Below are 25,967 nucleotides of genomic sequence, written 5' to 3'. Positions count from 1 at the left end.
CTCCGTGGGGGAGCACCCGGCCGATCGCCGTGCGCGTGCGGTGGGGTGGGGGCGTCCGCGCCCGCGTGGGGTCGGGCGCGCGTCCCGGCCGCCTGCGGTGGTGCGTCCGCGTCCGTGGGCGGGTGGACAGCCGGGCGGGGCCTGCGGCTGTCCGGTCCCGGTGCGGACGGGCCTGCGGTGCCGTCGGCTACCGGGGTGCCCGGCCGGCGGCGGACGCGAGCTCCTTGGCCGCCTCGGTGAGGTCCTTGGCGGTGTCGATGGCCCGCCAGTACACGCCCTGCGGCAGCTGGTAGCCCGCCAGCCGCTTGCCGCGGGCCAGCTGGGGGAAGGTGGTGCGCTCGTGGTCACCCACGTCCGGCAGCAGCTCGGCGAACTCCGGGCTGAACACGTACAGGCCGGCGTTGATCAGGAAGGGCGAGGGCGGGGCCTCGATGAAGTCCAGCACGTTGCCGAACTGGTCGGTCTCCACCGCGCCCCAGGGGATCCGCGGCCGGGCCAGCGCGAGCGTCGCGACGGCGTCCCGCTCGTGGTGGAAGGCGGCCATCTCGCGCAGGCTGAAGCGGGTCCAGATGTCGCCGTTGGTGGCGTACCAGGGCTCGTCCGGGCGGGGCAGCGCCTTGGCCGCGTACTTGAGCCCGCCGCCGCGCCCGAGCGGCTCCGCCTCGACCACCGTGCGCACCCGCAGCGGCAGGTCCGCCTTGTCCAGCCACTCCTCCAGCACGTCGGCGAGGTGCCCGCAGGAGATCACGACGTCGCTGACGCCCTCCTCGGCCAGCCAGGCCAGCTGGTGGCCGAGGATCGGCGTGCCCGTCCCGGGGATCTCGACCAGCGGCTTCGGGCGGTCGTCCGTGTAGGGGCGCAGCCGGGAGCCCTGGCCGCCGGCCAGGATGACGGCCTGGGTGACGGGCGTCGTGGTCGGCCGGGGCGCGTGGGGCTGCGGGGGCCGGGCGGACGGGAGGTCGGCGGTGGGGCCGGAGTCAGCGGTCATGCCTGAACAATAAGGCGGCGGACGGGGGTGCCCGCCGCCTCGGGGACCGGGGTCCTCCCGGCCTTCCGCAGCCGTCTCCGGCCCTCCGGCCGTCTCCGACCGCCTCCGGCCCTCCTCAGCCGACGACGCCGGCCGCGAACGAGCCGTCGCAGACCGGGCGGGCGAAGGAGCGGGCCCGCTGGACGTCGCCCTGGTACTTGCGCACCGCCGCCTTGCCCAGCTCGCCGGCCAGCGAGGTGCAGTAGGGCGTCAGCGAGGGCTGCTCGCGCATCGAGCGCTCCAGCAGGTCCAGCGCGGCGGAGGGGTTCTTCGCGCGCAGCTCGTCGAGCAGCGCCACCCGCAGCGAGTCCTGCGGGGCGAGCCCGTCCGAGGTCCTGGCCACGGTGCCGGCCGCGTTGTTGGAACGCCCGATCCCGGCGCCGTCGCCGCTCGACGCCGCCACGACCTGCTGGTCGAGCCCGGTCGGCGGGGCCCAGGGGACCCGGGTCACGGCGAGGGTGCCGGTGGTCACCAGGACGACCGGCAGGGTCAGGGCGACGGTCTGGCCGATACGGCGCACTAGCTGCTTCACCCTCAGGAGAGTAGCGGTGGGTGCGGGCAGGATCGCCCTCCGTTACACCATCGAGTGACACACTGTCCGGTTTCGTCCCTCCGCCGTGTTGACGCGGGGGTGTACGGACGGAGCCCGCCGGACCACGAGGGTCCGACGGGCTCCGGGGAAGCGCGAGGTCGCGTCAGTTGCTCAGGCGCAGGCCGGAGCTGGTGGAGAAGACGTGGGTCTCGTTGGCGATCGGCACGACGTGGATGGTCTCGCCGCGGGCCGGGATCTGGCGGCCGGGCACGCGGACGACCAGCTCGTGGTCCTTGCCGCCGATCTGGGTGGTGCCGTAGACGAAGCCGTCCGAGCCGAGCTCCTCGACCACGTTGACGGTCACCGCGACGCCCTCGATGCCGCCCGACGGGACGACCTCGAAGTGCTCGGGGCGGATGCCGACGGTCACCGTCTTGTCGGTGCCGGCGCCGGACAGGTCCTCACGGGAGATGTTGACGACCGAGCCGCCGAACTTCACGCCGCCGTCCACCAGCGGCACCTCGACCAGGTTCATGGCCGGCGAGCCGATGAAGCCGGCCACGAAGAGGTTGGCGGGCTTGTCGTACATGTTGCGCGGGGTGTCGACCTGCTGGAGCAGACCGTCCTTGAGCACCGCGACCCGGTCGCCCATGGTGAGGGCCTCGGTCTGGTCGTGGGTGACGTACACCGTGGTGATGCCCAGGCGGCGCTGGAGGCCGGCGATCTGGGTGCGGGTCGAGACGCGGAGCTTGGCGTCCAGGTTCGACAGCGGCTCGTCCATCAGGAAGACCTGCGGCTGGCGGACGATCGCCCGGCCCATCGCGACGCGCTGGCGCTGACCGCCGGACAGCGCCTTCGGCTTGCGGTCCAGGTAGTCGGTCAGGTCGAGGATCTTCGCCGCCTCCTCGACCTTGGTGCGGATGTCCGCCTTGTTCACGCCGGCGATCTTGAGCGCGAAGCCCATGTTGTCGGCGACGGTCATGTGCGGGTAGAGCGCGTAGTTCTGGAACACCATGGCGATGTCCCGGTCCTTCGGCGGCAGGTGGGTGACGTCGCGGTCGCCGATCCGGATCGCACCGGCGTTGACGTCCTCCAGACCGGCCAGCATGCGCAGGCTGGTCGACTTGCCGCAGCCCGAGGGGCCGACCAGTACGAGGAACTCGCCGTCCGCGATCTCCAGCTCCAGCGCGTCCACCGAGGGCTTGTCCGCCCCGGGGTAGACGCGGGTCGCCTTGTCGTACGTGACAGAAGCCATGGTTGTCGCTCTCCTTCACCGGCAGGAACGTGCCGGACGATCCGAGTAAAGGGGGGTTTGTCAGGGTTCCGCCGGGCCGCCAGTGGTCTGAACCACTGCTCGAACCGACTCCCGGCGACGCTACCTGCGGTTCCGTGACTTGTCAGCCCCCACCCGACCCGATTTCGGCATCGGTTCCATCACGCCCACCCATCCCACCAAGCCCCGGATATCCCCCCATCCCGTCACCCGGGCCCGGTAGACTGCCCCCGGTGCCGCCGTGATCCATCGCGGACGGCCACCGTGCCTCCTTAGCTCAGCTGGCCAGAGCACCGCTCTTGTAAAGCGGGGGTCGTCGGTTCGAACCCGACAGGGGGCTCAGGTGTACGAGGGAAGGGCCGGTCCGACGAGGTGTCGGGCCGGCCCTTTCGCGTGGGCGGGGTCAGTCCGGGGGGAGGGCCAGGGTCGCGACGGCGCCGCCGTCGGGGTGGTTGGTGAAGGCCAGGGTGGCGCCGATGACGCGGGCGTGCCCGGTGGCGATGGTGAGGCCGAGGCCGTGCCCGCGGCCGCGTTCGGGGGCGTTGGTGCGGAAGCGCTGCGGGCCGTGCCGGAGGAGGTCCTCGGGGTAGCCGGGGCCGTGGTCGCGGATGGTGATCCGCAGGCCGTCGACGTGCAGGTGGACCGGGCCGGCGCCGTGGCGGTGGGCGTTGAGGATCAGGTTCCCGAGGATGCGGTCCAGTCGGCGCAGGTCGGTGCGGACCTGCCGGTCGGCGGCGATGTCGACGGTGACGTCCAGGCCGGTGAGGGAGACGGTGCGGCGTGCCGCGCGCTCCAGGGGGACGGCCGAGAGGTCGGGGGACTCCGCGTCGGCGTCCAGGCGGGAGACCTCCAGCAGGTCCTCGACCAGGCCGCGCAGTGCCTGGACCCGGTTCTGCACGAGCTGGGTCGGGCGTCCGGGCGGCAGCAGCTCGGCGGCGGTGACCAGCCCGGTGAGCGGGGTGCGCAGCTCGTGGGCGACGTCCGCGGTGAAGCGCTGCTCGTCCTCCAGGCGCCGGTGCAGGGTGCGGGACATCAGGTCGACGGCGGCGGCGAGGTCGGCGACCTCGTCCTTGCCGTCGACGAGTTCGCCGATCCGGGTGTCCGTCCCGCCGGCCGCGATGCCGCGGGCGGCGGTGGCCGCGGTGCGCAGCCTGCGGCTGATCCGGTCGGCGACGAGCACGCCGGCCAGCACGGTGGTGAAGACCGCGGCGACGACGGTGAGCAGGATGATCCGGTCCAGGTCGGCGATGGCCTGCCGGTCCTGGGTGAAGTCCACCCGGACGGACAGCACCCCGTTCTGCACCGGGCCGGCCGCCCACATGGACTCGCCGGTGCCGTCGGCGGCGAGCAGGGAGCCGTGCCGGCCGCCGTCGGCGAGGGCGCGCAGCCGGTCGGGCAGGGCCGGGTCGTTCACGGCGGCGCCGTGGCCGGCCACCTCGCCGTCGCGCCCGTAACCGGCCAGGGCCGAGTCGAGGGCGGCGAGTGCGGAGGAGCGGGCCTGGTCCACGTGCTGACGGATCATCGCCTGGTGGACCAGCAGGCCGACGGCCACCGCGACCAGGACGGCGATGGCGGCGACGGCGGTGGCGATCTGGCGGCGCAGGGTCATGCCGGGCGCCGCAGCTTGTAGCCGAACCCGCGGACGGTCTCGATCCGGCCGGAGCCGATCTTGGCGCGCAGCCGCTGCACGTGGACGTCCACGACCCGGGTGTCGGCGCCCCACTCGTAGTCCCAGACGCGTTCGAGCAGGGTGGAGCGCTCCAGCACGATCCCGGGCGCGGCGGTGAACTCCAGCAGCAGCCGCAGTTCGGTGGGCGTGAGCGGGACGAGGCGGCCGTCCACCCGGACCTCCATGCTGTCGGTGTCCACCCGGAGGCCGTCGAAGCTGCGGACGGACGGGGTGGGGGCGGGGGCGGTCGGCGGGACCGTCGGCTGCGGGGCTCCGGGGACCCCGGGAACTCCGGGGGCGCCGGGGAGCGGCGGGGCGTCGGCCGCCGGGGCGTCCGGGGGCGGTGGGGCGTCGGTCGCCGGGACGACCCGGACGCGGCGCAGCACCGTACGGATCCGGGCGACCAGGACGGCGCTCTCGAAGGGCTTGACCACGTAGTCGTCCGCCCCGGCCTCCAGCCCGGAGACCACGTCCACCGGGTCGGTCCGGGCGGACATCATCAGGATCGGCAGCTGGCTCTCCTCCCGGATCCGGCGGCAGAGGCCGACCCCGTCGAGCAGCGGCAGCATGACGTCCAGCAGGAGCAGGTCGGGCCGGACGGCGTGGAACGCCTCCAGCCCCTCCAGGCCGTCGGCCGCCGTGGTGACCGGGAAGCCGTAGCGCTCCAGGGCCATCCGGGTGGCCTCGCGGATCACCTCGTCGTCCTCGACCAGGAGGATGTGCGGGTGGGCGGGGGCGGTGGCGGGGGTCATCGCTTGGCTTCCGGGAGCACGGCGGGGACGGAGGGCCCCGAGGGGGTGGAGGGCGCGGCGGGCCCGGAGGACGGCCGGACGGCGCGCGGGGACGCGACGGCGGCCTCGGGGGCCGCCTGCCTCGGCGCGAACGGGGTGGGGCGTGCCACTGCCGGGCCGGACTCGGGGGCGGCGGTGTCCGCGCCGGTGTGCGGGAGCAGGCCGACGCCCTCGTCCTTGCGTTCATTCAGGACGAGCCTGTTGTCCTGCCACTGGTAGAGGCTGGTGGTCCGGGCGTAGGCGCTGGTGGGCTCGAACAGCCGCAGGTCGGTGCCGACGGTGGCGGCGCTGAACGCCGGCTGGACCTGCACCTGGAGGACGGGCAGCAGGTGCTCCTCGGCGAGGGCGTAGACGTGCAGCACGACCCGCCCGGGGGTGGTGACGACGGTGATCAGCTCGGGCTGCCCGTCCCCGGAGAGGTCGCGGAACTCGGGGGCGCGGACCTCGCACCCGGCGCAGGAGCCGAGCGCCTGGCGCTCCTCCGGGCCGACGTTCGGGTCCTTGGCGAGGACGGTGCGCACGTCGACCGCGGTGATGTCGTGCCCGGGGACGGTCACGTCCGGTACGGGCTGCGGCGGCTCCGGGGTGACGCCGGCCGCGGCGGCGGCCGGCGGCGGGGAGGTGGGCAGCTTCGGCCAGAGCGGCTGGGGCACCGGCGGCGGCGTGACGGCCCGGACCGGGCCCTGGTCGCGCAGGTCGCCGGGGGTGGAGCGGCCGAAGGCCAGGCCGGCGAGGGCGAGGACGACGACCAGGCCGGCCAGGGTGGCCACCTGGACGGCGCCGGGCCGGCGGCGGGGTGATGGTGTCGCTGCCACGGTCGGTGTTCGTCCTCCTGCTCTGCGGCGTCGCTCCGGTCGTCGTTCCGGTCGTCGCTCCCGTCACCGCCCCGGTGGTAGGTCGCGCGGTCGGCGGCCGGCGGTTCCGCGACGGTACTTGGTGCGGGCCGTCCGGGTCGTTCGGGTCGTCCGGACCATGTGGCTCGTACGGCTCGTACGGCTCGTACGGTCCACATGGTTCATGTGGTTCATGTGGTCCGTACGACCCGGCCCGGCCGTCAGGCCAGGTCCGCCAGCACGATGATGTTGTCCGTCCAGTGGCCGTCCGAGCCGATCCGCCCGCCGCAGGTGATCAGCCGGAGTGCGGGCGCGGGCGTGTCGCCGTACACCTGCTCGGTCGGGAAGTGGTCCTTGGCGGCCTGGAACAGCGTGCGGACCTTGAAGTCCACGGTGCTGCCGTCCGCGCGCCGGATCCGGATCAGCTCGCCGGGCCGCAGTTTCGGCAGCTGCTTGAAGACCGCCGGGCCGTGCACGGTGTCGTAGTGCCCGATGAGTACGGCGGGGCCGTTCTCGCCGGGTGTGGGGCCGTTGCGGTACCAGCCGACCTCCTCGCCCCGGTCGGCCGGCGGCACCTCGACCGTTCCGTCGGGGTTCAGGCCGAGGTCGGTCACCGGTGCGTCCACCCCGACGGAGGGGACCAGCAGGCGGGTCGGCGGCGAGGACGCGTACGGCTTCGGGGCGGTGGATGCGGATGTGGCCGCGGCACCGGTCGTGGCCGGGGCCGTCGCCGGGGCATCCGTGCCGGTGCCGGTGCCGTGCCCGGAGGTCTCGACCCGCACCACCGGGGTCTCCCGGCCGGACAGCGCGAGCGAGGTGCCGAGCACCAGGCAGAGCAGGCCCGCGGTGCCGAAGGCGGTGCGGCGCAGCGGGCCCGGACCGGGCCGGGCGGCGCGTCGGCGGCCCCGCCGGTGGTCCTTGGCGCGTCGGCGGGTGTCGGTCCCCGCCACCGGGACGGCCCCGGCGCCGCTTCCCCGCCCGGCCGGGTTCGGGGAAGCGGCGCCGGGGTGCCCGGCGGACTCGGGACCGGTGTCAGCCGCGCGCACCGGAGCGGCGGCGCAGAACGGCGAAGCCCAGGGCCGCGGCGCCGACGGCCGCGACGGTGCCGCCACCGGCGAGCATCAGGCCGGAGCCGTCGGAGGCGGCGGAGCCGTCACCGGCCTGCGCGGCGCCCTTGGGCACCTCGCGGACCTGCGGCTGGGCGCCACCGGGCGCGACCGGGGCGGGCGAGGCGACGCCCTTGGGGGCGGCCACGGCCGGCGAGGCGTCGGTCTTCGGGGCGGCGGACGGCGTGGGCACGGCGGTCCTCGGCGCCGCGTCGCCGCTCGGGGCGGCGACACTGGGGGCGGCCGGCTTCGGCACGCCGTCGGCCCAGGCCTGCCCGCCGGTGACGGTGGCCATTAGCGCGGCGCCGGTCAGGGCGCAGACCGCCAGGACGCGGCGGGCGGGCGAGTGGTGGGTACGGCTCCTGCTCATGCGGGGTGTCTCCATCTGCATCGTCGATACCTGGGCGGCCGGCGGTCCGCGGTGCGGTGCGCGGTGCGGTTGGCACCGCGTTCGCTCCGCGCTTCGCGGGCCCCGGTGTGCTGGTGTCGCGGGACGTCCGTCGTCGGCGCCGGACGCGTACGTCCTCGTCGCGGACGCCCTCCGGCCGGCTCGATCGGTTCGGCCGGTGGCGTCGAGGACGACGGTAGGAGGGCCGTGTCGCGGTCCTCGGCCGGTCGTGTCACGGCCGCCCATCGGCTGCGTAACGGCGCGGCGCTCGTGACGTCACTCGGGGCCCGCCGCCCCGCCGCGCGCCGCCGCCCCGCGGCTACCGAGCCGCCCGCAGTCGGCGGAGGGTCCAGCCCTGGCCGAGTGGCCGGGTGTGGGCCGTGAAGAGCTCGGCGGCCCGGCGGTAGGAGAGGCGGGCGTGGCCGGTGTACGGGCAGCGGTCGCGGGCGGGGGTGCCGGCGGGGGCGCGGCGGTCGGTGAGGAAGAGCGGGCCGGTGGCGCGGCCGGCCACCAGGAGGGGGAGCAGTCGGGCGGTGCCGGACTGCCAGTGGACGGTGGCCTGCCCGGGGCGGGTGCGGCGGCGGGGCAGGTCGAGGTGGTCGGTGTCCAGGGCGAGGACGGTCTCGATCGCGGCGCCGGACTCGTGCAGCAGGTGCCAGAGCGCCTGTTCGCGCAGCGGCGCGCGGAGGGTGAACAGGGCGTGCAGTTCCTCGAGGGTCAACGGGCCTGCGGCCGCTGCGGGTTCGGGCAGCGGGCGGGCGAGCAGGCCGGTGGTCGGGTCGCCGTCGAGCCAGCCCCTGGCCCGCCACCAGGTCACGGCCGCGCGCAGGGTGGAGAGTTCCCGGTTGAGGGTGCGCGGGTCGGTGTCGGCCGCGCGCCGGGCGGCCGCGTCGCGCAGTCGTTCGGCGGCGTCCGGGTGGTCGAGCAGTGCGAGCGGCAGGACGGGTGGCCGGGCCCGCCGCCGTTCGGGGCCGGTGGGGGAGGGCCGGTCGGCGAGCGCCCAGGCCCAGGTGTCCAGCGCGATCCGGTAGATCCGCCGGGAGCCGTCGGCGAGCCCGGAGGCGGCCAGGTAGCGCTCGACGGCGACGGCGTACTCGACCGGTGGGAGTCCTGCCGCAGTTTCTGTCACGATCGCCTTCTTCCGCAGTAAATCAATTCCGCCAAGTCGCTCGAACCCTAGCCAAGAATCGCAGTAAAGGGCAGGTCGGGAGCCATTGAAAGACGAATTTACTGCGGCAGTTCGCTCCGCCGGAAAATTGACTCCAAAAGGCTAAACTTTTTCGCGGAATCCCTTGAAGCGCTCCCCGCCGGACCGCAGACTTGCTGCGCATGGCAATGCAGACCGAACGGATCCCGGCCCGTAGAAGGCGACTGGGAGACCGTCTCGCCGTGCTCGGCGAGCGCGAATTCACGTGGTTCTTCATCGGATACACGACCTCCCTGATCGGCTCCTCGATGGCGCCGGTCGCGGTCGCCTTCGCGGTGCTCGACGGCGAGGGCGGAGCCGGGGGAGCCGGGGGAGCCGGGGGAGCCGGGGGTGGCGGCGGCACCGCCCTGGGGTGGGTGATGGCGGCCCGGATCCTCCCGGTGGTGCTGGTGCTGCTGGCCGGCGGGGTGATCGCGGACCGGCTCGGCAGCCGCCGGGTGATGCTGGGCTCGGACCTGCTGCGCGGCCTGGTCCAGGCGCTGTTCGCCGGACTGCTGGCGGCCGGGCACGCGCCGGTCTGGACGATGGTCGTGCTGGTGGCGCTCTGGGGGGTCGGCGAGGGGCTGTTCATGCCGGCCTTCGGTGCGATCGTGCCCGATCTGGTGCGCCGCAAGGAGCTGATGGCGGACGCCAACACCCTGCTGGGGCTGGCCCGTTCGGTGTCCACCGTGGTCGGCCCCGCCGCCGCCGGGCTGGTCACCGCCGCCTGGGGACCGGCGACGGTGCTGCTGGCCGACGCGGTGACGTACGGCGTCGGCGCCTTCGCGCTGGCCAGGTTGCGGTTGCCGGTACGGGCGGCGGCGGGCGGCGAGGAATCGATGATCCGGGACCTGCGGGCCGGCTGGTCGGAGTTCGTCTCCCGCCCGTGGCTGTGGATCACCACCGTGCAGATGGGCCTGTTCAACCTGCTGGTCTGGGCCCCCTTCCTGGTGCTGGGCCCGCTGCTCTCGCAGCGGGACCTCGGCGGCGCCCGGGCCTGGGGCCTGGTGATGGGCGTGTACGGCGCCGGGGCGGTGCTGAGCGGCCTGCTGATGCTCGGCCGGGCGCCCGCCCGTCCGCTCGCGGTGGCGTCCGTGGCGGCGCTGGCCTGGGCGCTGCCCTCCGGGGCGCTCGCGGCCGGGGCGGGGCTGCCCTGGGTGGCCGCCGGCGCGCTGGTGGCCGGGGCCGGCTCGGCGGTCTGCGGGACGCTCTACAACACCACCCTGCAGAAGTGGGTGCCGGTGGAGCTGCTCGGCCGGATGACGGCCTTCGGCGTCCTGGGCGCCTTCGCCCTCGGCCCGCTCGGACTGGCGGCGGCCGGGCCGCTGGCGGGCCGGTTCGGCGCGGACACCGTGCTGCTCGTCGGGGCGGTCTGGCAACTGGCGGCCGGGGCCGTAGTGTTGGCCGTACCGGCGGTACGGAACCGCCGCTGGGAGGAGGGCCCGGACAGCTGACCAACCCCTCGGACGGCTTCGGGGCGCACCCCCGGCCCACCGCGCACCGCGCCCGGCCGGCCCCGGAGCGCAACCGGCTGCCCCTCCCGCGCACGTAGGCCTCCGCGGCGGGCGGGGCGGCCGACCCGGTCGTACGGTGGAGGACGGGGGAGACGGAGGAGGTCGATCATGCCCGGCTCGCTCACCATCAGCCATCACGCGACCGCGGTCACCCTGGACCACGCGGACGCGGAGCGGCTCGCCACCGTACTGGCGGACCTGGCGTACCTGCTGGAGATCCCGGGGTCGAACCGGCTCAGTGACGACCAGCTGGCCGTGCTGTGCGAGGGACGGTCCCCGGACCGCGCCGATCTGGTGCACTGGTGCGCTTCGCTCGCCCGCGGGCTGAAGGCGCAGCTCTGACCGGAGCCGCCCGTGCCGCAGGCGGGCCGTCGCGCGGCGGCCCGCCGCCCCGGCACCCGTCGCGCGACGGCCTGCCGCTCGACCGCCCGGCGCGCGACCGCCCGCCGTACGATGGCGCGCGGGGCGGGGACGCCCCCCGGGTGCCGGGGTGGCCGGCGGCCGGTCCGGCGGAGGGTGGGGGCCCGAGCGTGTCGCAGTCCTGGTCGATGTCCTGGCTGACCGTGCCCACGCCGCTGCCCAGCGGGCCGATGCGCATCGCGGTGACTCCGCTCGGCGTGGCGTCGGCCGGTTACACCGGGCCGGGCGAGGGCGAGGTGCCGGCGTGCACCGACGAGTCGAAGATCACCGCCGTCACCGAGCGGATCGGCGCCTACCTGGCGGGCCGCACCCGCGAGTTGGGCCTGCCGGTCGACTGGAGTCTGAGCTCCGGCCCGCACCGCGCGGTGCTGCAGACGCTCTGGCACGAGGTGCCGTACGGCCGGACCATCACCTACGGCGAACTGGCCGCCCGCAGCGGGGTGTTCGAGGACATCACGGAGCCCGGCCTGGCCGCCCGAACGGTCGGGCAGATGATGGCCGCGAACCCCGTCCCCCTGCTGGTGCCCTGCCACCGGGTGGTGGCGGCGGACGGGATCGGCGGCTTCGGCGGCGGCCGCGTCGGCATCGAGGTGAAGCGCTGGCTGCTCACCCTGGAGGGCGTGCTGGAGCCGACCCTCGACTGGAACGGCCCGCTGTAGCGGCGGGGGTGCGGGCAGTGGCGAGCGGCCCGCGGCCGGCAGTGGGCCCGCCGCCCACGTCGGTCGTCGTGCCCGGGCCGCCGCTCCCGCCGCTCCCGCCGCTCCCGCTGGCCGTCACACCCGGGCCGCCGCCGGCTGCGCCCCCGGAGACACCCGCCCGGGCCCCTGCTGCGGGTGCACCGGCCGGATGCCGGGCACCAGGGTGTACTCGATGCCGCGCACGTCCGGCTCCGCCCCCGCGCACTCCGGCTGCTCGCCGAGCGCCAGCCGCACCGCGTCCCACGGCAGGTTGAGTCCGCACAGCCGCAGCTGGTGGAGCCCGGCGGCGGGTCGGGTGTTGACGTCGATGACCACCGGCAGGCCGTCGAGGCGGCGGAACTGGACGTTGGACAGGTACGCCATCCCGGTCGCCCGGACCAGCCGCCGGACGGGCTCCAGGTAGCACTCCTCGGTGGTGAAGCCCCGGCGGCGGCCCCCCTTGGTGCGCCCGACCGCGGCGAGCGGGCTGCCGTCCCGGTCGGCGAGGCAGTCCACCGAGACCTCCGGCCCGTCCAGGTGGGGCATCACCAGCAGGTCCACCGGCTCGCCGTCCGGGCCGCTCCCGGCCAGTGCCGCGGCGACCTGTTCGACCTGCACCCGGTGGTCCCAGCCGGCCAGCCGCCGTGCGTTGTAGGGCTCCCGGGTGAGTACCCGGAAGCCCGCGCCGCCGGCGCCGGTGGTGGGCTTGAGGCAGGCGGTGCGGCCGGTGTCCTCGATCCGTTCGACGGCGTGCCACAGCTCGGCGGGGGTGCGTACCCGCCACCAGGGCGGGGTGGGCAGTCCGGCCCCGGCGATCGTGGCGTAGCCGTCCGCCTTGCTGGTGAAGGCGGCTATCGCGGTGGCCGGCGGGCAGAGCAGCGTGGTGCCGATCGCCTCGAACTCCGGCCGGGCGAGGGCGATGGCGAGCTGGTGCAGCTGCGGGACGAAGACGTCGATCGCGTGCCGGGCGCAGTAGTCCAGGGCGTAGCCGACGTAGCCGTCCGCGGCCAGGCCGACGGGCTCCGGGGTGCCGTGGTCGGCGGCGGCGAGCACGGGGGAGTCCGGGTCGCCGTGGGTCGCGTGGACCACGACGGGGCGCGGGGCGGCGCGCAGTTGCTCGATGAAGAAGACGTTCTCGGCGTAGGTGCGGTTCAGCCAGACACGTACGGGTGTACTCATGTGACCCTCCCAGGAGGGAAGTTGACGAAGGGTCAGGGCACCCTAGCGGCCTGTTCGAACGGCCCGGACGGCAGGGGCGCCCGTGGGCGGACGGGGGCACGGGTGGCGCGGGCCGAGGCTTCGATGGGGGAGGATGGGGCGCGGCACTCCGATTTGTTCGAATAAATAGTCGAACAAATATCGATCGGGTGATCCATTCGTACTATTTGTTCGGCCATTCGGAACCACTCGAACGAGTGATTGCGGGGCGCCCCTGAATGGGCCCACCATGAAGCTGCAACACGCATGTGCAAGGCGACGCTTCATTGGGATATGCGAAGGGCTCCCCTCATGTCGACCGAAACGAATGCCGGTATTCCCGCGCCCGGTGCGCAACCGGAGATCCGGCAGCAGCAGAGTCTGAGCACGGCGGGCGCGCGGAACCTCGCGACGACCACCAAGTCCGCGCCGCAGATGCAGGGCATCAGCCCGCGCTGGCTGCTCAGGAGGCTGCCCTGGGTGCAGGTGTCCGGCGGCACCTACCGGGTGAACCGTCGCCTGCGCCACTCGGTCGGCCGCGGCCGGGTGGGTTTCGTCAAGACCGGCGCCGAGGTGCGGATCGTCCCGCCCACGCTGGCCGAGGTGCCGGTGCTGCGCGGCTTCCAGGACGAGGCCGTGCTGGAGGAGCTGGCCTCGCGCTTCGTGCAGCGGGACTTCAGCGCGGGCGACGTCCTGGTCCAGGCCGGGGCGCCGATCACCGAGGTGTTCCTGATCGCCCACGGCAAGCTCGACCGGCTGGGCACCGGCAAGTACGGCGAGGAGACGGTGGTCGGCACCCTCGCCGACGGCGACCACCTCGGCGACGAGGCGATCCGGCAGGACGGCGGCGACTGGCCGTACACCGTCCGCGCCGCGACCTCCGGCACCGTACTGACGCTGTCCTGGCCCTCCTTCCAGGAGCTGCACGACCGCTCCGAGGCGCTGCGGCTCCAGGTCATCGAGTACCTGAACGGCTTCCAGCAGGCGCAGAACAAGCACGGCGAGGCCGCGATCGGCCTCGCCGCCGGCCACCAGGGCGAGTACGAGCTGCCCGGCGCCTTCGTCGACTACGAGCTGAAGCCGCGCGAGTACGAGCTGAGCGTCGCGCAGACCGTGCTCAAGGTGCACACCCGGGTCGCGGACCTCTACAACCAGCCGATGAACCAGACCGAGCACCAGCTGCGGCTGACCATCGAGGCCCTGCGGGAGCGGCAGGAGCACGAGCTCGTCAACAACCCCGAGTTCGGCCTGCTCGCCAACGCCGCGTACGAGCAGCGGTTCCAGACCCACTCCGGCCCGCCCACCCCGGACGACATGGACGAGCTGCTCAGCCGCCGCCGCGGCACCAGGATGTTCCTGGCCCACCCCAGGGCCATCGCCGCCTTCGGCCGGGAGTTCAACAAGCGCGGCCTCTACCCGGGGACGGTCGAGGTCGAGGGCAAGCAGATCATGTCCTGGCGCGGCGTCCCGGTCTTCCCGTGCAACAAGATCCCGATCGTCGGGAGCACCAGCTCGATCATCGCGATGCGCATCGGGGAGGACAACCAGGGCGTCATCGGCCTGCACCAGACCGGAATTCCGGACGAATACCAGCCCAGCCTTTCGGTGCGGTTCATGGGAATCGACGACAGGGCGATCATTTCCTACCTGGTGAGCGCGTACTACTCCGCCGCGATCCTGGTGCCGGACGCGGTCGGTGTCCTGGAGAACGTGGACATCGCGCAGTACTGACGGATCGCGCAGTACCGACGGTTCGCGGGGCCGCTCGCAGAGCCGCGCCGTCCGCCGGGGCCGTCCACCGGCCCCGGCCGGGCGGGTGCGAACCGGCCCGACGTGCACCTGCTGCGCACCGGCCCGGCGCGCACCGGCACAGCGCAACCCCGGCCCGCCGTCGGCGGGCCGTCCCACGACAGGCGCCCGACAGGGGGAACCACCCATGACCAGTCCCACGCTGGAGCGGGACCACAAAGAGGGCCACGAGGCGGCCGACATCCTCGCCCGGACCCGCGCCCTGGTCGACCCGGTCCTGCGGGCCGCCGTCGACTCGCTGCCCGGCACCATGCGCAAGGTGGCCGGCTACCACTTCGGCTGGTGGGAGGCGGACGGCACCCCGGCCCAGGCCTCCGCCGGCAAGGCGATCCGACCGGCCATGGTCCTCGCCGCCACCCAGGCCCTGGGCGGCAAGCCCAACGAGGCCGTCGCCGCGGCCGCCGCGGTGGAGCTGGTGCACAACTTCACCCTGCTCCACGACGACGTCATCGACCGGGACGACACCCGGCGCCACCGGCCCACCGCCTGGCGGGTGTTCGGCACCACCGAGGCCATCCTGGCCGGGGACGCCATGCACTCCCTCGCGCTGCGCCTGCTCGCCGAGGACACCCACCCGGCCGCCCACGGCTCGATCCGCCGGCTCGCCGACTGCGTGGTGGAGCTCTGCGAGGGCCAGCAGATCGACTGCGCCTTCGAGCGGCGCAACGACGTCTCGCTGCCCGAGTGCCTGGCGATGGCGGAGGCCAAGACCGGTGCGCTGCTGGGCGCGGCCTGCGCGATGGGCGCCCTGTACGCGGGCGCCTCCGAGGAGGCGGCGCAGGCGCTGGACTGCTTCGGGCGGGAGATCGGCCTGGCCTTCCAGCTGATCGACGACCTGATCGGCATCTGGGGGGATCCGGCGGTCACCGGCAAGCCGGTCGGCGCGGACCTGGTCGCCCGGAAGAAGTCGCTGCCGGTGGTCGCGGCGCTGGGATCCGGCACCGTCGAGGGCAAGCTGCTGGCCGAGCTGTACGCGATCGAACGCCCGCTGGACGCCGAGGAGTTGGCGCGGTGCGCGGCGGCCGTCGAGGCGGCCGGCGGGCGCGGCTGGGCGCAGGGCGAGTCCTGCGAGCGGATGGCCGCGGCGATGGCGCAGCTGGCCGCCGCCGTCCCGGAGCCGGCCGCGGCGGACGAGCTGCTGGCGCTCGCCGAGCTGGTCACCCGCCGCACGCACTGAACGGGGCGCCCGCGCCGAAGGCGGCGCGCGTCGAACGCGTCCCCATGGCGCTGTGAGGAGCGCCCTGAGGAGCGTCTCAAGGAGTCTTCCCGGCGCCTGGGCACCGCTGCCGACCGGCGCCGCCGTCAGCCGAGAGCGGCCAACAGCCGCTGTTCCTTCGCGGGTTCGAGGCCCTGACGCACCGCCGCCCCCGGCCGTCCCTTGCGCCCCTCGGCGTCGGTGTCCTCGACCGGCCCGCGCTGCCGCAGCCACTCCCAGGTGTCCCGCGCCGTCTCGGCGAACGGGCGGCAGCGCAGCCCGGCCGCCTCCGCCCGGCGGGTGTCGGCCAGCCAGACGCCCGCCATCTCGGGCAGGTCCGGTGCCCAGAGGGGGAGTTCGGTCCACGCGTCCACCTGGTCCGGCCCCTCGGCGAGCAGCGGCTCGTCCGGCACCCAGACCAGCTCGGTGTCCGCGCCCCCCGCGACCTCCCGGCAGGTCGCCAGCCACTCGCCGAAGCTCAGCCGCCCGGGCGGCGCCGTGGTGATGCAGCGTCCCGCCGTCCCGGCCGTCAGCAGGTCCAGCCCGAAGCCGGCGAAGTCCCGGACGTCGATCACCTGCATGGTCCGCCGAGGATCCCCCGGGGCCAGCACCCGCCCACCGCGCGCCATCCGCTCCAGCCACCAGGGCAGTCGGCCGCCGAACTCGTACGGTCCGACGAGCAGTCCGCTGTTCAGCACCAGCGTGCGCCCGGCGTCGAACCCCGCCAGCACGGCGCGCTCGCAGCCGGCCTTCAGGGCGGTGCCGGGCGGCTGGCCGGGCGGGGTGTCGGCGGGGCAGGGGTGCAGTGCGGAGTCCTCGTCGACCGCCCGGGCGGGCCAGTCGGCGAAGGCGTGCACGGAGGAGACGAAGGTGTAGTGGCCGGCCCGCTCGCTCAGCAGCCGGGCGCTGAGCGCGGCCTGGGCGGGCTGTTGGGCGGAGGTGTCGACGACGGCGTCCCAGCTGCGGCCGTCCACCAGCCGGGCGAGGTCCCCGGCACTGTCGCGGTCGCCCCGGACCGCCTCGACGCCGGGCAGGTCGGCGGCGCTGCGACCGCGGTTGAAGGTGGTCACCCGGTGGCCCCGGGCGAGGGCCTCGGCAGCGTAGGCCCGTCCCAGGAAGGACGAGCCCCCAAGCAAGAGGATCTTCATACCGAGGACCCTCTCCCGGCCGCACCGCCCGCACGCCCGGATTCGCGGTCAGCAGATGCCGGGCCGGACAAGCCGGGCTGCACAAGTCGGGCCACGGGTGTCGGGTACGGGTGGCGGGTCGCCGGATGCCGTGGGGCGTCCGGTCCGACATGCCGCCCCACCCGGCCCCGCTTAGCATCCGAGGTGTACCGCGGTCGGCGACCGAACCCCGGTCCGGTGCCCGCCCGGAGCACGGCCCGGACGGCGGACCCGCCGGCCGCCGCCGACGCCGAGCACTCCGCCGACCGGCTGCCCGCCCCGGACGAAGGACCCGCGATGAACCAGCCCGAGCTGGAGGCCCTGGCCGCCGACGCGTACGTCTACGGCTACCCGCTGGTCGCCGGCCTCACCATGGTCGAGCGCTTCGCCCGCGGCGGCCTTGGCACCCTGCCGGCGGCGCCGTTCAACCACATCAGCCACGCCACCCGGCTGGCCGGTCCGGCCGACCGCTTCGTCTCGGTCAACAACGACACGAACTACTCGATCGCCCAGCTCGACCTCTCCGAAGGCCCCCAGGTGCTGCGCGTCCCGGACACCGCGGGCGCCTACTACGTTCTGCAGATCATCGACGCGTGGACGGACAACGTCGCCTACCTCGGCCGCCGGGCCACCGGCACCGGCGCGCAGACCTGGCTGATCGTCCCACCTGGCTGGCACGGCACCCCGCCGGACCCGAGCCGGGTGATCGAGCTGCCGACCACCGTCGGCACCCTCGTCGGCCGCTTCGCCTGCACCGGGCCGGAGGACCTGCCCCGGGTCCGGGCCCTCCAATCCGCACTGGAACTGGAGCCGCTGGAACCCGGCGGCCTGGTCGCCGGACTCCCCGAGCCGGACGGGGACGTCCCCGAGCGGCTGGCCTTCTTCGAACGGCTGCGGGTCTGGATGCAGGCCTTCCCGCCCGCCACCGCGGACATCGAGTACCAGCGTCGCTTCGCCCCGCTCGGCCTGCTGGACGACGGCACCTCGCCGTACCGCTCGGCCGCCCCCGAATGGACGCTGACGCTGGCCAAGGGCCTGGCCGCCGGCCGCGAACGGGTCGAGGACGCCACCCGCCCGCCCGAGGACCACCCGCCCGGCGAGTGGCGCAGCACGCTCCACCTGTTCGACTACAACACCGACCATCTGGGCCCCGGCACCCTGGACGACCCCGAGTGGCGCATCCCCGACCGCCGCGCCGCCTACCTCAGCCGGGCCGCCGCCGCCCGGGCCGGCCTCTGGGGCAACCACGCCTACGAGGCCTCGTACGCGATGACCTACGACGACTCCGACGGCCGACCCCTCACCGGGGCCCACGACTACAGCCTGCGCTTCGACCAGCCGCCCCCGGCCGGGGCCTTCTGGTCCGTCACGATGTACTCCGTCCCGGACTACTACCTGGTGGAGAACCCGATCGACCGCTACTCGATCGGCGACCGCACCCCCGGCCTCGTGCACGGCGAGGACGGCTCACTCACCCTGGCCCTCCAGCACGACCAGCCCGAGGACCCGGCCGCCGCCGCCAACTGGCTCCCCACCCCGCCCGGCGAGTTCCGCCCCATCCTCCGCATCTACCAGCCCGAGCCCGCCGTCCTGGACGGCAGCTACCAGCCCCCGCCGATCCACCGGGCCTGACGCCCCGCAACCCGCCCCCGCCCGGAGAGCTCGTGCCCGCCGTCCTGGACGGCAACCGCCAGCCCCCTGACGCCCCGCGACCCGCCCACCACCCCCTCGGCCTCTCGCGCTGGTGTGCTGGCTCCGCACCTCGCACGGGAAGTCGGCCTGGTCGACTTCTTGCGCAATCCTCGGTCCGGCCTCTGGGGACGGCATTGGCAGGCCGGTCTGCATCGCCGCTGACGCCCGACGCGTTGGGCGTGAGAAGTCGGCCGGGCCGACTTCTCGTGCGCCCGGGTGCCCCGGCGGGCTGTGGCGTCAGCGAGGTGGCGGTGGGGTGTTCGGACCGGGGGCGGTGGTGGCCGTGCCCGAGGGGGACGGGGAGCCGGTCGGAGAGGGGGACGACGTGGGCGGGCTCGACGTGGTGGGGGCCGCCGTGGGCGAGGTGTCGGCGGAACCGGTCGGCGTCGGCGTCGGCGTCGGCGCCGGTGTCGGTGTCGAGGACGTCGACGGATCGGCCGGGGAGGAGGCGGAGCCACCGCGGTTGTGCGGCCCGCCCTCCAGGGTGACCACCGCCTGCGAGGGCGGCAGCGCGATCCGGGCGGTCCAGTGCGCGGTCGGCGCCTGGTCCTCGTCCACGGTGACGATCACGGTGATCCGTTGGCCGGGCGCCAGGGAGCCGGAGTCGCGGCTGAGCCGGAGCCAGCCGGCCTCCGTCACCGCGTGCCAACGGATCTCGGTGGTGCCGGAATTGGTGAGGGTGAGGATGGTCCGGCTGCCGTACTCGGCGGCCTCGACGGTGAGCAGCCCGGCCGGGGCGGGTTCTCCGGTGCCCGTCGCGGAGGCCCGGTCGACGGATGGGGCCGGTGCGGCGACCAGGGCCGGGCTGTCGAGCGGGGTCGCGCCGTGGGCCGGGACCGGGATCACCGAGCCCTGGAAGGTGAGCCGCGGAAACCCAGGAAGCAACGTTTCTGCATCGTCCACACCGGCACCATCCGCGACCATCCCGGCCCCGGCCCCCGCCAGCTCCAGCCCGGGCATGCCGGGCGCACCCGACCCTGTCGGGCCGTCCACCGCGGGCCGTGGCCCCTGCCCGGCGGGCCGCCCGGCCCCGTCCACCCGTACCGCCGACACCGAGGCCGCGGAACCCGAGCCGCCGCCGCCCCGGTGCCCGGCCCAGAGCGCGATCACCGGCGCCGCCAGGACGGCCGCGAGCACCCCGGTGGTCACCACCCGCCGGCGCACCGCCAGCCCGCGCCCCGCGTCCGGCGCCCGGTGCCGGGGGAAGCCGCTCTGGTCGAACCGCAGCCCCGGCTCCGTCACCCGAGCAGCCGTCCCCCGAGTCGTCGCCACCCGAGCCACCGTCGCCGGAGCATCCGCCGCCCGAACGGTAGCCGCGCCGGTCTCGGAGGCGTCCACCGGAGCGCGCAGCAGCGCCAGCCCCGACAGCCCGGCCGCGCCCTCGGCGGCCTCGTGCGCGGCCACCCGCTCCGCCGTACCGCGGCAGGTCGGGCAGTCCAGCACGTGCTGCACCAGTTCCCGTCGCAGCGCCGGGCCGAGCACCCAGTCCCGCCAGGACTCCGCCCCGGCGCCGCCGAGCCGGTCCAGCTCCGGGCAGCTGCCCACGCCGAGTACCAGCAGTGCCGCCCTGGTCCGGGCGACCTCGGCCTCGGCTCCGGCCAGCAGCGCGCGGGTCCGCTCGAACGGCAGGCCCAGTACCGCCGCCACCTCCAGCGGGGTCAGCCGGTGCCGGACGGACAGCTCCAGCGCCTCACGCTGTTCAGGGTCGGTGCCGGCCGCCTCGGGCCAGGCGAGCGAGGACAGCTCGCGCCGCCGCCGGGCCGCCTCGGCCTCGGTCTCGTCCGCCTCGGCCTCGTCCGGCGCGGATCCGGCCGCCGTCGCCCGCCCGGTCCCGGTCCCGGACCCAGTCCCGGCACCCGCCACCGCCGGGCCACCGTCCGCGAGCCGGCGCAGGCAGCAGTACCGGGCGAGCGAGAACAGCCAGGCGCGCAGCAGCCCGGGTTCGGCGAGCCGGGCGCCGTGCCGCCGGGCCAGTTCGCGGACCTCGCGCAGGGCGTCGGCGGCCGCGTCGTGCTCGCAGAGCACCGAGAGGCAGTAGGTGAACAGGCCGTCCACCTGCCGGTCGTACGCCGCGAGCGCGGCGCCGGTCCGCTGCTCGACGGGATCGGCCGAGCCTGCGGCGCCGGCCGATCCCGTGGCCCCGGCCGACTCGGCGGGCCCGACCGGTCCGGTCAGCCACCGAGACCTTCCCGGCCGGCCCGACCACCCCGGCCCGACCGCTCCGGTCGGCCCAACAGTTCTCGTCGTCACCCGTCCGACGGTAGAGAACGCGGACGGCTGACTCCGACCATTCGCCGCGTATGTACTTCTTTCGGGTAACAACATCGTCCATCTGTCTGGATGCGCGGCGAGCCCGCCGTCGGCCCGTCGTTGTCACACCCAGGCGCTACGGTGGGCCGCATGCCTCCGCGTTCCAAGACCACCGCCAAGCCCCGCCCGGCGTACCGATGCACCGAGTGCGGCAACCAGCTGCCCAAGTGGGTCGGCCGCTGCCCGGAGTGCAACGCCTGGGGCACGGTCGAGGAGTACGGCGCGGTGCCGATCCGCACGACGGCAGCCGGTCCGGTCAGCGCGCCCGCCCGCCCGATCGCCCAGGTGGACGGCCAGGTCGCGACGGCCCGTTCGACGGGCGTGCCGGAGCTGGACCGGGTGCTCGGCGGCGGCCTGGTGCCCGGCGCGGTGGTGCTGCTGGCGGGCGAGCCCGGCGTCGGCAAGTCCACCCTGCTGCTGGACGTCGCCGCCAAGGCGGCCACCGCGCAGCACCGCACGCTCTACGTCACCGGCGAGGAGTCGGCCGGCCAGGTCCGGCTGCGCGCGGACCGGATCAACGCCCTCTCCGAGCACCTCTACCTCGCCGCCGAGCAGGATCTCGGCGCGGTGCTCGGGCACATCGAGGCGGTCAACCCCGGCCTGCTGATCCTGGACTCGGTGCAGACCATCGCCTCCGCGGAGCTGGACGGCGCACCCGGCGGTCCGGCCCAGGTCCGCGAGGTGGCGGGCGCGCTGATCCGCGCGTCCAAGGAGCGCGGCATGGCCACCCTGCTGGTCGGCCACGTCACCAAGGACGGCCAGATCGCCGGCCCGCGCCTGCTGGAGCACCTGGTGGACGTGGTGCTGAGCTTCGAGGGTGACCGGCACGCCCGGCTGCGGCTCATCCGCGGGGTCAAGAACCGCTACGGCGCCACCGACGAGGTGGGCTGCTTCGAGCTGCACGACGAGGGCATCGTGGGCCTGGCCGACCCGTCCGGCCTCTTCCTGACCAGGCGTGACAAGCCCGTTCCCGGCACCTGCCTCACCGTCACCCTGGAGGGCAAGCGCCCGCTGGTGGCCGAGGTGCAGGCGCTGATGGTGGATTCGCAGATCCCCTCGCCGCGGCGCACCACCTCGGGCCTGGAGTCCCCCCGGATCGCGATGATCCTGGCCGTGGTCGAGCGGCACGGCGGCGTGAAGCTCGGCAAGCAGGACATCTACACCGCGACGGTCGGCGGGGTGAAGCTGACCGAGCCCTCCGCGGACCTCGCGGTGGCGCTCGCGGTGGCCAGCTCCTCCACCGACACCCCGCTGCCCAGCAACCTGGTGGCGATCGGCGAGGTCGGCCTGGCGGGCGAGGTGCGGCGGGTGACGGGTGTGCAGCGGAGGCTCGCCGAGGCGCACCGGCTGGGCTTCACCCACGCCCTCGTCCCGCCGGACCCGGGCAAGGTGCCGCCGGGCATGAAGGTGGTCGAGGTGGCCGACATCGGCGAGGCGCTGCGGGCCATCCCGGGCCGCCGCCGATCGGCCGCCAAGCCGCGCACCGAGCCGCGCGGTGAGGCACCGTCGGCGCCGCCGGCCCCGCGTTCCGCCCGGGCCGCGGACCGCCCCGCGGCGTACCCCGAGGAGCTGATGGAGGGCTGGGAGCCGCTGGACTCCGACGAACTGCGCTGACCCAAGCCCTGCCGAAGCCACACACAGTTAGACTTTCCCCAGTCTCATTGGCCAAAAGGCAGTACCGAGCGGTACTGAGCGACAGAGCAACAGACCGCGGACCGGCGCACGGCGTGAGGCGCGCGGCACGGGTCGACCGGAGGAGTCACGTGGCAGCCAGCGACCGGGGGGCGGACAAGGCCTCCCGCGAGGAGGCCCTGCTGCGGGCCTCCCTCACCGCCATCGCGCCCGGTACCGCGCTTCGTGACGGCCTGGAGCGGGTCCTGCGGGCCAACACCGGCGGTCTGATCGTGCTGGGCTTCGACAAGACCGTCGAGTCCCTGTGTACCGGCGGCTTCGTCCTGGACGTCGAGTTCAGCGCCACCCGGCTGCGCGAGCTGTGCAAGCTCGACGGCGCGGTGGTGCTCGACAAGGACATCACCAAGATCGTCCGGGCCGGCGTGCACCTGATGCCGGACTCGACCATCCCCACCGACGAGACCGGCACCCGCCACCGCACCGCCGAGCGGGTCAACCGGCAGACCGGCTACCCGGTGGTCGCGGTCTCGCACTCGATGCGGCTGATCGCGATGTACGTCAACGGCACCCGCCGGGTGCTGGAGGACTCCACCACCGTCCTGTCCCGCGCCAACCAGGCGCTGGCCACCCTGGAGCGCTACAAGCTGCGCCTGGACGAGGTGGCCGGCACGCTCTCCGCGCTGGAGATCGAGGACCTGGTGACGGTCCGGGACGTCACCGCCGTGGCCCAGCGCCTGGAGATGGTCCGGCTGATCGCCACCGAGATCGCCGGCTACGTGCTGGAGCTCGGCATCGACGGCCGGCTGCTCTCGCTCCAGCTGGACGAGCTGATCGCGGGCGTGGAGCCGGAGCGCGAGCTGGTCGCCCGGGACTACTTCCCGGAGCGGGCCGCCAAGAAGGGCCGGACGGTCACCGAGGTGCTGGCCGACCTGGAGGCGCTCACCCACGCCGAGCTGCTGGACCTCCAGACCGTCGCCAAGGCGCTCGGCTACTCGGGTTCGCCGGAGTCGCTGGACTCCGCCGTTTCGCCGCGCGGCTACCGCCTGCTGGCGAAGATCCCGCGCCTGCCCAACACGGTCATAGAGCGCCTGGTCGAGCACTTCGGCGGCCTCCAGAAGCTGCTCGCCGCGAGTATCGACGACCTGCAGACCGTCGAGGGCGTCGGCGAGACCCGCGCCCGTTCGGTCCGCGAGGGCCTGTCCCGCCTTGCCGAATCGTCCATCCTGGAGCGATACGTCTGACCTGACGCGCAGCCGTACGGACGCCCGAACTCGGCGACGGCCCCCGGGGGACAGACCTCCCCGGGGGCCGTCGCACGTTCGCGGGAACCGGAGCCGCACCGAACCGGAGCCGCACCGAACGGGAGCCGTGCCGAACGGGAGCCGTGCCGCGCCGAATCGCGGAGCACCGCGGAAAACTGCACCGAACCCGCCCCCGGACGCGACGGAGCCCCCGGCCGCGCGGCGGCCGGGGGCTCCAGGAAAAGTTGACCGGTTCTCAGCTGTCCAGTCGGATCGAGGCCCGCGCCGAGACCTTGTCCCCGGAGAGCCCGGTGAGCTCCGCGAGCACCACGTAGGTGCCGCTCGGCGGCGGCGTCTGGTCGGCGGTCGCGCACTGCGGCTTGCTGCGGCTGCGGTCCCAGGTGAAGGTCTCGGTCTGGCTGCCGTTCGCGCCGAGCTGCACCCAGATGTTGCCCTTGTCGGCCGGGCAGTCGCCGGAGGACCAGACCCGGTCGTTGGTGCTTCCGCTCACCGTGATCACGGAGGCGGTGCGGCCCAGGTCCACCCGGCAGTTGGTACCGGAGGAGTTCTTGACCGTCAGGGCCAGCCGGGGCTTGTCCTTGGGCTGGTACGAGTTCTGGGTGCCGGCCAGCTCCAGCGCCACCTGCGAGGAGGCGCAGACCGGCAGCGCCATGATCTCGGGGGTGTTCACGGCCGGGGCACCGCCCGTGCCGCCGCCGCCGGTGCCGCCGGACCCGCCCGTACCGCCGCCGGTCGCCGGCGCTGCGCCGCCTCCGGGGGCCGGGTTGGCGCCGCCGGTGCCGGTGCCGCCGCTGAGGTTGACCTCGGTGCCGCCGCCGCCCGCCACCGGGCCGCCGGTGCCGCCGCCGGGACGCGCCGCGGGGCCGCTCGGGGAGGCGCCGGGCGTGATGGCCTGGGCGGGGGTCTGGTTCTGGGACTGGGACGGAACGGCCTGTGCGGCCTTGCCCGGTGAGCCGCCGTCACCGCCTCCGCCCGGGTCGATCATCAGCCAGGCGATCAGGGCGACGACCGCCGCGGCGGCGACGAGCACGACGATGCGCCGACGCCAGTAGATCGAGGCCGGCAGTGGTCCGACGGGTTGACGCAGAGAAGGCACGATCAAACTCTACGAGACTGTGTGTGGCGATTGACTCACCAACACCGCACAGTCGCCCCTTCCTTCACATGATCCGCCATTTGATCCGTTCGAGCGAGCCCCAATCGGACGATTTCCGGAGCTGCCCCGGGAGGATCCGGAGTGGCCTGATCCACTTCGGCCCGGTCGGCGGGCATGGGAGGATCGAAGGGCCATGACTGCCATCACCACCCCCGCCGTCCCTGTCTCCGCCGCCGACGCCGCCCGGCTGCCGATGCCCCTGCCGCTGTTCCACTCGACCGTCCTGGACTGGTACGAGGCGAGCAAGCGGGACCTGCCCTGGCGGACCCCCGACGCGACGCCCTGGGCGGTCATGGTGAGCGAGTTCATGCTCCAGCAGACCCCGGTTAAGCGCGTGCTGCCCGCCTGGGAGGCCTGGCTCACCCGCTGGCCGACCCCGGCCGCCCTCGCCGCCGAGCCGTCCGGCGAGGCCGTCCGGATGTGGGGCCGGCTGGGCTACCCGCGCCGGGCGCTGCGCCTGCACGCGGCCGCGGTGGCGATCACCGAGGAGCACGGCGGTGAGGTCCCGGACGACCACGCCACGCTGCTCTCGCTGCCCGGGGTGGGGGAGTACACCGCCGCCGCCGTCGCCTCCTTCGCCTTCCGCCAGCGGCACGTGGTGCTGGACACCAACGTCCGCCGGGTCTTCGCCCGCGCGGTGACCGGGGTCGAGTACCCGCCCCAGGCGACCACCGCCGCCGAGCGCCGCACTGCCACCGCGCTGCTGCCGGACGACGCGGAGACGGCGGCCACCTGGGCGGTCGGCGTGATGGAGCTGGGCGCGCTGGTCTGCACCGCGCGCGGCCCGGAGTGCGGGGACTGCCCGCTGTTCACCGCCTGCGCCTGGCAGCGGGCCGGCCGCCCGCCGTACGAGGGCCCGGCCCGGCGCGGCCAGTCCTACGAGGGGACGGACCGCCAGGTGCGCGGCAAGCTGCTCGCGGTGCTGCGCGAGGCGCACGGGACGGTGCCGCAGGCCCGGCTGGACGTGGTCTGGCCGGACGCGGTGCAGCGGGCCCGGGCGCTGGACGGCCTGGTGGCGGACGGCCTGGTCGAGCCGGTCGAGCAGGGCGTCTACCGGCTGCCCCAGTAAGCGGCGGAACACGACGGCGCCCCCCGGTGAGGGCCACCCCGGGGCGCCGTCGTGTGCGGGGCC

Annotated in this window: 22 protein-coding genes and 1 tRNA gene; 10 read left to right on the top strand and 13 right to left on the bottom strand. The window is 74.8% G+C overall.

Features of this window, described 5'->3' with window-relative positions:
* Positions 1 to 187: 187 nt before the first annotated feature.
* The 3 genes from ACWGJO_RS33695 to ACWGJO_RS33685 form a co-directional block, all read right to left on the bottom strand.
* Positions 188 to 988, bottom strand: coding sequence for a nucleotidyltransferase family protein (locus tag ACWGJO_RS33695; protein ID WP_452189577.1), 801 nt, complete (start codon positions 986 to 988; stop codon positions 188 to 190).
* Positions 989 to 1,103: 115 nt separating this feature from the next.
* Entirely contained in the window at positions 1,104 to 1,559 is a 456-nt protein-coding gene (locus ACWGJO_RS33690; RefSeq protein WP_452189575.1) for a hypothetical protein, read from the bottom strand.
* A gap of 163 nt (positions 1,560 to 1,722) precedes the next feature.
* Positions 1,723 to 2,814, bottom strand: coding sequence for an ABC transporter ATP-binding protein (locus ACWGJO_RS33685; RefSeq protein WP_359915308.1), 1,092 nt, complete (start codon positions 2,812 to 2,814; stop codon positions 1,723 to 1,725).
* 284 nt (positions 2,815 to 3,098) lie between these two features.
* Between ACWGJO_RS33685 and ACWGJO_RS33680 the strand changes: the two genes are divergently transcribed.
* Positions 3,099 to 3,172 (top strand) — tRNA-Thr (locus ACWGJO_RS33680).
* Positions 3,173 to 3,235: 63 nt separating this feature from the next.
* On the opposite strand, the gene ACWGJO_RS33675 is transcribed toward ACWGJO_RS33680, so the two are convergent.
* From ACWGJO_RS33675 to ACWGJO_RS33650, 6 genes are all read right to left on the bottom strand, one after another.
* Entirely contained in the window at positions 3,236 to 4,441 is a 1,206-nt protein-coding gene (locus tag ACWGJO_RS33675; protein WP_452189573.1) for a sensor histidine kinase, read from the bottom strand.
* The gene (locus tag ACWGJO_RS33670) at positions 4,438 to 5,253 is read right to left on the bottom strand and encodes a response regulator (RefSeq protein WP_452189572.1); all 816 of its coding nucleotides are present in this window, start codon (positions 5,251 to 5,253) and stop codon (positions 4,438 to 4,440) included. The genes ACWGJO_RS33675 and ACWGJO_RS33670 overlap by 4 nt, the downstream gene beginning before the upstream one ends.
* Positions 5,250 to 6,107: a hypothetical protein gene (locus ACWGJO_RS33665; protein ID WP_452189570.1), complete on the bottom strand. Its 858-nt coding sequence runs from the start codon at positions 6,105 to 6,107 to the stop codon at positions 5,250 to 5,252. Before ACWGJO_RS33665 ends, ACWGJO_RS33670 begins: the two co-directional genes overlap by 4 nt.
* A 239-nt stretch (positions 6,108 to 6,346) precedes the next feature.
* Complete coding sequence (locus tag ACWGJO_RS33660) at positions 6,347 to 7,075, bottom strand: class F sortase (RefSeq protein WP_452189569.1); 729 nt, start codon at positions 7,073 to 7,075, stop codon at positions 6,347 to 6,349.
* An 82-nt stretch (positions 7,076 to 7,157) separates the two neighbouring features.
* Complete coding sequence (locus tag ACWGJO_RS33655; protein WP_452189567.1) at positions 7,158 to 7,601, bottom strand: hypothetical protein; 444 nt, start codon at positions 7,599 to 7,601, stop codon at positions 7,158 to 7,160.
* A 337-nt stretch (positions 7,602 to 7,938) separates the two neighbouring features.
* Positions 7,939 to 8,748, bottom strand: coding sequence for a hypothetical protein (locus ACWGJO_RS33650; protein ID WP_452189565.1), 810 nt, complete (start codon positions 8,746 to 8,748; stop codon positions 7,939 to 7,941).
* A 200-nt stretch (positions 8,749 to 8,948) separates the two neighbouring features.
* Here ACWGJO_RS33650 and ACWGJO_RS33645 point away from each other — a divergent pair, with 200 nt between their 5' ends.
* The 3 genes from ACWGJO_RS33645 to ACWGJO_RS33635 all read left to right on the top strand — a co-directional run bounded on the left by ACWGJO_RS33645 (position 8,949) and on the right by ACWGJO_RS33635 (position 11,398).
* Positions 8,949 to 10,259: an MFS transporter gene (locus ACWGJO_RS33645; RefSeq protein WP_452189563.1), complete on the top strand. Its 1,311-nt coding sequence runs from the start codon at positions 8,949 to 8,951 to the stop codon at positions 10,257 to 10,259.
* 168 nt (positions 10,260 to 10,427) lie between these two features.
* Positions 10,428 to 10,661: a hypothetical protein gene (locus tag ACWGJO_RS33640; RefSeq protein WP_452189561.1), complete on the top strand. Its 234-nt coding sequence runs from the start codon at positions 10,428 to 10,430 to the stop codon at positions 10,659 to 10,661.
* A gap of 188 nt (positions 10,662 to 10,849) precedes the next feature.
* Entirely contained in the window at positions 10,850 to 11,398 is a 549-nt protein-coding gene (locus tag ACWGJO_RS33635) for a methylated-DNA--[protein]-cysteine S-methyltransferase (RefSeq protein ID WP_452189559.1), read from the top strand.
* 114 nt (positions 11,399 to 11,512) lie between these two features.
* Here ACWGJO_RS33635 and ACWGJO_RS33630 read toward each other — a convergent pair whose 3' ends face one another.
* A complete protein-coding gene (locus ACWGJO_RS33630) occupies positions 11,513 to 12,595 on the bottom strand; it encodes an ATP-grasp domain-containing protein (protein WP_452189557.1) in 1,083 nt (360 codons plus the stop codon).
* Between the two features lie 330 nt (positions 12,596 to 12,925).
* Between ACWGJO_RS33630 and ACWGJO_RS33625 the strand changes: the two genes are divergently transcribed.
* Positions 12,926 to 14,344 (top strand): family 2B encapsulin nanocompartment shell protein, encoded by a 1,419-nt coding sequence (locus ACWGJO_RS33625; RefSeq protein ID WP_452189555.1) that lies wholly within the window; start codon positions 12,926 to 12,928, stop codon positions 14,342 to 14,344.
* 205 nt (positions 14,345 to 14,549) lie between these two features.
* Entirely contained in the window at positions 14,550 to 15,599 is a 1,050-nt protein-coding gene (locus ACWGJO_RS33620; RefSeq protein ID WP_452189553.1) for a family 2 encapsulin nanocompartment cargo protein polyprenyl transferase, read from the top strand.
* A gap of 125 nt (positions 15,600 to 15,724) precedes the next feature.
* On the opposite strand, the gene ACWGJO_RS33615 is transcribed toward ACWGJO_RS33620, so the two are convergent.
* Positions 15,725 to 16,765 (bottom strand): NAD-dependent epimerase/dehydratase family protein, encoded by a 1,041-nt coding sequence (locus ACWGJO_RS33615; RefSeq protein WP_452189551.1) that lies wholly within the window; start codon positions 16,763 to 16,765, stop codon positions 15,725 to 15,727.
* Positions 16,766 to 16,981: 216 nt separating this feature from the next.
* Between ACWGJO_RS33615 and ACWGJO_RS33610 the strand changes: the two genes are divergently transcribed.
* A complete protein-coding gene (locus tag ACWGJO_RS33610) occupies positions 16,982 to 18,415 on the top strand; it encodes a DUF1254 domain-containing protein (protein ID WP_452189549.1) in 1,434 nt (477 codons plus the stop codon).
* 297 nt (positions 18,416 to 18,712) lie between these two features.
* On the opposite strand, the gene ACWGJO_RS33605 is transcribed toward ACWGJO_RS33610, so the two are convergent.
* Entirely contained in the window at positions 18,713 to 20,725 is a 2,013-nt protein-coding gene (locus ACWGJO_RS33605; RefSeq protein WP_452189547.1) for a BACON domain-containing protein, read from the bottom strand.
* Positions 20,726 to 20,875: 150 nt separating this feature from the next.
* Between ACWGJO_RS33605 and radA the strand changes: the two genes are divergently transcribed.
* Complete coding sequence (radA, locus tag ACWGJO_RS33600) at positions 20,876 to 22,399, top strand: DNA repair protein RadA (protein ID WP_359914589.1); 1,524 nt, start codon at positions 20,876 to 20,878, stop codon at positions 22,397 to 22,399.
* Positions 22,400 to 22,599: 200 nt separating this feature from the next.
* On the top strand, positions 22,600 to 23,658 hold the full coding sequence (gene disA, locus ACWGJO_RS33595) for a DNA integrity scanning diadenylate cyclase DisA (protein WP_188306273.1): 1,059 nt from the start codon (positions 22,600 to 22,602) through the stop codon (positions 23,656 to 23,658).
* Between the two features lie 256 nt (positions 23,659 to 23,914).
* On the opposite strand, the gene ACWGJO_RS33590 is transcribed toward disA, so the two are convergent.
* A complete protein-coding gene (locus ACWGJO_RS33590) occupies positions 23,915 to 24,775 on the bottom strand; it encodes a hypothetical protein (protein ID WP_387685988.1) in 861 nt (286 codons plus the stop codon).
* 193 nt (positions 24,776 to 24,968) lie between these two features.
* Between ACWGJO_RS33590 and ACWGJO_RS33585 the strand changes: the two genes are divergently transcribed.
* Positions 24,969 to 25,904, top strand: a complete 936-nt coding sequence (locus ACWGJO_RS33585; RefSeq protein ID WP_380554610.1) for an HhH-GPD family protein — start codon at positions 24,969 to 24,971, stop codon at positions 25,902 to 25,904.
* Positions 25,905 to 25,967: the final 63 nt, after the last annotated feature.

The sequence above is a fragment of the Kitasatospora sp. NPDC054795 genome, from assembly GCF_053611565.1.
Note: the sequence above shows the minus strand (reverse complement) of the source record. Positions and strands in the feature narration are given on the sequence as shown.

What these genes read in the sequence shown, in the direction of transcription:
- ACWGJO_RS33695 (WP_452189577.1), bottom strand. Translation starts at nt 988, where the DNA reads ATGACCGCTGACTCCGGCCCCACCGCCGACCTCCCGTCCGCCCGGCCC.
- ACWGJO_RS33685 (WP_359915308.1), bottom strand. Translation starts at nt 2,814, where the DNA reads ATGGCTTCTGTCACGTACGACAAGGCGACCCGCGTCTACCCCGGGGCG.
- ACWGJO_RS33675 (WP_452189573.1), bottom strand. Translation starts at nt 4,441, where the DNA reads ATGACCCTGCGCCGCCAGATCGCCACCGCCGTCGCCGCCATCGCCGTC.
- ACWGJO_RS33670 (WP_452189572.1), bottom strand. Translation starts at nt 5,253, where the DNA reads ATGACCCCCGCCACCGCCCCCGCCCACCCGCACATCCTCCTGGTCGAG.
- ACWGJO_RS33655 (WP_452189567.1), bottom strand. Translation starts at nt 7,601, where the DNA reads ATGAGCAGGAGCCGTACCCACCACTCGCCCGCCCGCCGCGTCCTGGCG.
- ACWGJO_RS33645 (WP_452189563.1), top strand. Translation starts at nt 8,949, where the DNA reads ATGGCAATGCAGACCGAACGGATCCCGGCCCGTAGAAGGCGACTGGGA.
- ACWGJO_RS33640 (WP_452189561.1), top strand. Translation starts at nt 10,428, where the DNA reads ATGCCCGGCTCGCTCACCATCAGCCATCACGCGACCGCGGTCACCCTG.
- ACWGJO_RS33630 (WP_452189557.1), bottom strand. Translation starts at nt 12,595, where the DNA reads ATGAGTACACCCGTACGTGTCTGGCTGAACCGCACCTACGCCGAGAAC.
- ACWGJO_RS33625 (WP_452189555.1), top strand. Translation starts at nt 12,926, where the DNA reads ATGTCGACCGAAACGAATGCCGGTATTCCCGCGCCCGGTGCGCAACCG.
- ACWGJO_RS33620 (WP_452189553.1), top strand. Translation starts at nt 14,550, where the DNA reads ATGACCAGTCCCACGCTGGAGCGGGACCACAAAGAGGGCCACGAGGCG.
- ACWGJO_RS33615 (WP_452189551.1), bottom strand. Translation starts at nt 16,765, where the DNA reads ATGAAGATCCTCTTGCTTGGGGGCTCGTCCTTCCTGGGACGGGCCTAC.
- radA (WP_359914589.1), top strand. Translation starts at nt 20,876, where the DNA reads ATGCCTCCGCGTTCCAAGACCACCGCCAAGCCCCGCCCGGCGTACCGA.
- ACWGJO_RS33585 (WP_380554610.1), top strand. Translation starts at nt 24,969, where the DNA reads ATGACTGCCATCACCACCCCCGCCGTCCCTGTCTCCGCCGCCGACGCC.